The organism is Citricoccus zhacaiensis, assembly GCF_014645315.1.
GTDB classification, from domain to species: domain Bacteria; phylum Actinomycetota; class Actinomycetes; order Actinomycetales; family Micrococcaceae; genus Citricoccus; species Citricoccus zhacaiensis.
This window is the reverse complement of the sequence record NZ_BMLQ01000017.1, coordinates 1-5,536: the sequence shown is the minus strand read 5'-3', so window position 1 is coordinate 5,536 and position 5,536 is coordinate 1. Positions and strand designations below refer to the sequence as shown.

At 57.1% G+C, this 5,536-nt stretch carries 2 rRNA genes; both read left to right on the top strand.

The window, feature by feature from the left end:
• Nucleotides 1-62: 62 nt before the first annotated feature.
• Nucleotides 63-1,587 (top strand): 16S ribosomal RNA (locus IEX49_RS16590).
• 612 nt (nucleotides 1,588-2,199) lie between these two features.
• Nucleotides 2,200-5,288, top strand: a 23S ribosomal RNA gene (locus IEX49_RS16585).
• The 16S and 23S rRNA genes sit together here, the layout of an rRNA operon.
• Nucleotides 5,289-5,536 lie beyond the last annotated feature (248 nt).

Below are 5,536 nucleotides of genomic sequence, written 5' to 3'. Positions count from 1 at the left end.
GATTTTGGGTGGCATGTGGGTCTGGTTTTCCGCCGGGTCTGTGTGTTGTCCGCTTTTTGTTTTTTACGGAGAGTTTGATCCTGGCTCAGGATGAACGCTGGCGGCGTGCTTAACACATGCAAGTCGAACGCTGAAGCTCCAGCTTGCTGGGGTGGATGAGTGGCGAACGGGTGAGTAACACGTGAGTAACCTTCCCTTGACTCTGGGATAAGCCCGGGAAACTGGGTCTAATACCGGATACGACCTTCCATCGCATGGTGGGGGGTGGAAAGATTTATCGGTCTTGGATGGACTCGCGGCCTATCAGCTTGTTGGTGAGGTAATGGCTCACCAAGGCGACGACGGGTAGCCGGCCTGAGAGGGTGACCGGCCACACTGGGACTGAGACACGGCCCAGACTCCTACGGGAGGCAGCAGTGGGGAATATTGCACAATGGGCGCAAGCCTGATGCAGCGACGCCGCGTGAGGGATGACGGCCTTCGGGTTGTAAACCTCTTTCAGTAGGGAAGAAGCGAAAGTGACGGTACCTGCAGAAGAAGCGCCGGCTAACTACGTGCCAGCAGCCGCGGTAATACGTAGGGCGCGAGCGTTATCCGGAATTATTGGGCGTAAAGAGCTCGTAGGCGGTTTGTCGCGTCTGCCGTGAAAGTCCGGGGCTTAACCCCGGATCTGCGGTGGGTACGGGCAGACTAGAGTGCAGTAGGGGAGACCGGAATTCCTGGTGTAGCGGTGAAATGCGCAGATATCAGGAGGAACACCGATGGCGAAGGCAGGTCTCTGGGCTGTTACTGACGCTGAGGAGCGAAAGCATGGGGAGCGAACAGGATTAGATACCCTGGTAGTCCATGCCGTAAACGTTGGGCACTAGGTGTGGGGGACATTCCACGTTTTCCGCGCCGCAGCTAACGCATTAAGTGCCCCGCCTGGGGAGTACGGCCGCAAGGCTAAAACTCAAAGGAATTGACGGGGGCCCGCACAAGCGGCGGAGCATGCGGATTAATTCGATGCAACGCGAAGAACCTTACCAAGGCTTGACATGTTCTCGATCGCCACAGAGATGTGGTTTCCCCTTTGGGGCGGGTTCACAGGTGGTGCATGGTTGTCGTCAGCTCGTGTCGTGAGATGTTGGGTTAAGTCCCGCAACGAGCGCAACCCTCGTTCCATGTTGCCAGCGGGTTATGCCGGGGACTCATGGGAGACTGCCGGGGTCAACTCGGAGGAAGGTGGGGACGACGTCAAATCATCATGCCCCTTATGTCTTGGGCTTCACGCATGCTACAATGGCCGGTACAATGGGTTGCGATACTGTGAGGTGGAGCTAATCCCAAAAAGCCGGTCTCAGTTCGGATTGGGGTCTGCAACTCGACCCCATGAAGTCGGAGTCGCTAGTAATCGCAGATCAGCAACGCTGCGGTGAATACGTTCCCGGGCCTTGTACACACCGCCCGTCAAGTCACGAAAGTCGGTAACACCCGAAGCCGGTGGCCCAACCCTTGTGGGGGGAGCCGTCGAAGGTGGGACTGGCGATTGGGACTAAGTCGTAACAAGGTAGCCGTACCGGAAGGTGCGGCTGGATCACCTCCTTTCTAAGGAGCCCCTTAGCCAACAAGCCCTCGACCCTGGTGTCGGTGGTGTTGTGGTTCAGGTGTAGTGCTCGTAGCGGCCCCGTTCGTGGGTCGGCGAGTTGCTCATGGGTGGAACATCAACGAATAGTGCCCTGGCCGTACCGGCTGGTGGTCGTAGTACTGCGTCTGGAATGGGCGTCTGGGGTGTTGCCCTGGATGTCGCGCCGTCGTGTGGAAGGACTTACCGGGTTTGGATGGGTTGGGGTGTTGGCACACTGTTGGGTCCTGGGACAACAGGACCGGCTGCTCGTGCAGCACATGATCGCTGGGTCCTCTTTCGAGGGGGCGGGTGGTGGTGTGGTGTGGGGGTGGTTGTTCCGGGCCTGTGGTCTGGTTCCGGCCATGCTGAAGCATTGACGTTGATTCGTTGGTGTGGGTGGTGTGGTGCGGGTTGTTGTTTGGGAACTGCATAGTGGACGCGAGCATCTTATTTTTATTGCTGCTGCGCATCGCCCCCTGGTGGTGTGTGGTAGCGCCGAGAATGTAGTCATCTTTTGATACACCCGTTGTTGACCCCCGCTTTTGGTGGGTGGTTGGTGGTGGGTGTTGCTCATTGAGGGCTTGGCCTTGTGTGGCTAAGTTTTTCAGGGCGCATGGTGGATGCCTTGGCAACAGGAGCCGATGAAGGACGTGGGAATCTGCGATAAGCCTGGAGGAGTCGATAACCGGACGTTGATTCCAGGATTTCCGAATGGGGGAACCCCGCACACCTGTGAGTGTGTGACCGCCGGTTGAACACATAGGCCGGTTGGAGGGAACGCAGGGAAGTGAAACATCTCAGTACCTGCAGGAAGAGAAAACAAAATGTGATTCCGTGAGTAGTGGCGAGCGAAAGCGGATGGGGCTAAACCGTTCACGTGTGATACCCGGCAGGGGTTGCGTGTTCGGGGTTGTGGGCCCTTTCGTCCCAGGTCTGCCGGCTTGGGGTGGTGAGGAGCGGGCGTATAGACGAACAGCTTTGGATGGCTGACCGTAGAGGGTGAGAGTCCCGTAGTGCGAATGCGTACCGCCGCTTAGAGAGTGTGCCCGAGTAGCACGGGGCCCGAGAAATCCCGTGTGAATCTGCCAGGACCACCTGGTAAGCCTGAATACTACCTGTTGACCGATAGCGGATCAGTACCGTGAGGGAATGGTGAAAAGCACCCCGGGAGGGGAGTGAAATAGTACCTGAAACCATGTGCCTACAATCCGTCGGAGCCTTTTGGGGTGACGGCGTGCCTTTTGAAGAATGAGCCTGCGAGTTAGTGCTGTGTCGCAAGGTTAACCCGTGTGGGGAAGCCGTAGCGAAAGCGAGTCTGAATAGGGCGTTTGAGTGGCACGGTCTAGACCCGAAGCGGAGTGATCTACCCATGGCCAGGTTGAAGCGCGTGTAAGAGCGCGTGGAGGACCGAACCCACTTCAGTTGAAAATGGAGGGGATGAGCTGTGGGTAGGGGTGAAAGGCCAATCAAACTCCGTGATAGCTGGTTCTCCCCGAAATGCATTTAGGTGCAGCGTCACGTGTTTCTTCCCGGAGGTAGAGCTACTGGATGGCAGATGGGCCCTACAAGGTTACTGACGTCAGCCAAACTCCGAATGCCGGGAAGTGAGAGCGTGGCAGTGAGACCGTGGGGGATAAGCTTCATGGTCGAGAGGGAAACAGCCCAGACCACCGGTTAAGGCCCCTAAGCGTGTGCTAAGTGGGAAAGGATGTGGAGTTGCTGTGACAACCAGGAGGTTGGCTTAGAAGCAGCCACCCTTGAAAGAGTGCGTAATAGCTCACTGGTCAAGTGATTCCGCGCCGACAATGTAGCGGGGCTCAAGCACACCGCCGAAACCGTGGCATTCAACGCAAGTTGGATGGGTAGGGGAGCGTCGTGTACGAGGTGAAGCCGGGGCGTAAGCGTCGGTGGATTGTGCACGAGTGAGAATGCAGGCATGAGTAGCGAAAGACGGGTGAGAAACCCGTCCGCCGGATGACCAAGGGTTCCAGGGTCAAGCTAATCTGCCCTGGGTAAGTCGGGACCTAAGGCGAGGCCGACAGGCGTAGTCGATGGACAACGGGTTGATATTCCCGTACCGGCGAAGAACCGCCCATGCTGAGTCGGTGATACTAACCGCCCGAACCTGCCTGGATCCCCTTCGGGGGACGTGGTGGGGGAGCGCGGGACCTGAACCGATAAGGCAAGCGTATTAACAGGTGTGACGCAGGAAGGTAGCCGGGCCAGGCAATGGAATTGACCTGGTCCAAGGGTGTAGGGTGTCTGGTTGGCAAATCCGCCAGGCGTGTGCCTGAGACCCGATAGGCCCCCACTAGGTGGGGGATCCGGTGATCCTATGCTGCCAAGAAAAGCATCGACGCGAGGTTCTAGCCGCCCGTACCCCAAACCGACACAGGTGGTCAGGTAGAGAATACTAAGGCGATCGAGAGAATCATGGTTAAGGAACTCGGCAAAATGCCCCCGTAACTTCGGGAGAAGGGGGGCCCTGAGCCTGAAGCCCACTTGCTGGGTGGAGGGTGTATGGGCCGCAGAGACCAGGGGGAAGCGACTGTTTATCAAAAACACAGGTCCGTGCGAAGTCGCAAGACGATGTATACGGACTGACTCCTGCCCGGTGCTGGAAGGTTAAGAGGACCGGTTAGTTCTTCGGAGCGAAGCTGAGAATTTAAGCCCCAGTAAACGGCGGTGGTAACTATAACCATCCTAAGGTAGCGAAATTCCTTGTCGGGTAAGTTCCGACCTGCACGAATGGAGTAACGACTTCCCCGCTGTCTCAACCGTGAACTCGGCGAAATTGCACTACGAGTAAAGATGCTCGTTACGCGCAGAAGGACGGAAAGACCCCGAGACCTTTACTATAGTTTGGTATTGGTGTTCGGTGTGGCTTGTGTAGGATAGGTGGGAGACGTTGAAGCATGGACGCTAGTTCGTGTGGAGTCATCGTTGAAATACCACTCTGGTCACTCTGGACATCTAACTTCGGCCCGTGATCCGGGTCAGGGACAGTGCCTGATGGGTAGTTTAACTGGGGCGGTTGCCTCCCAAAATGTAACGGAGGCGCCCAAAGGTCCCCTCAGCCTGGTTGGCAATCAGGTGTCGAGTGCAAGTGCACAAGGGGGCTTGACTGTGAGAGCGACAGCTCGAGCAGGGACGAAAGTCGGGACTAGTGATCCGGCGGCCCGTTGTGGAACGGCCGTCGCTCAACGGATAAAAGGTACCTCGGGGATAACAGGCTGATCTTGCCCAAGAGTCCATATCGACGGCATGGTTTGGCACCTCGATGTCGGCTCGTCGCATCCTGGGGCTGGAGTAGGTCCCAAGGGTTGGGCTGTTCGCCCATTAAAGCGGTACGCGAGCTGGGTTCAGAACGTCGTGAGACAGTTCGGTCCCTATCCTCTGCGCGCGCAGGAAATTTGAGAAGGTCTGTCCTTAGTACGAGAGGACCGGGACGGACGAACCTCTGGTATGTCAGTTGTACCGCCAGGTGCACCGCTGATTAGCTACGTTCGGGAAGGATAACCGCTGAAAGCATCTAAGCGGGAAGCCAGCTTCGAGATGAGATTTCCACGACCTTCGGGTCGGGAGGCCCCCAGCAGATCACTGGGTTGATAGGCCGGACGTGGAAGCAAGGACTAACGACTTGTGAAGCCGACCGGTACTAATAGGCCGATAACTTACACACACAAGCATCTCTCATACCCGCTTCAAAGGGTATGAGAGGGCCAGATGCGTAGCGTCCACTATGCGGTTGCGGAACAACAACCAACCGAACCACCACCCCGTGCAGGGGTGGATAAAAATTGAACAGTGCAACAGTAGTGTTGTAACCACCAAGACTACCCACGACCAACACCACCCACCCCACCCCTGACGGGCTGGAAGGGGGGAGTGTGTTGACAGTAGGGGTAACAGGGTTACGGCGGTCATAGC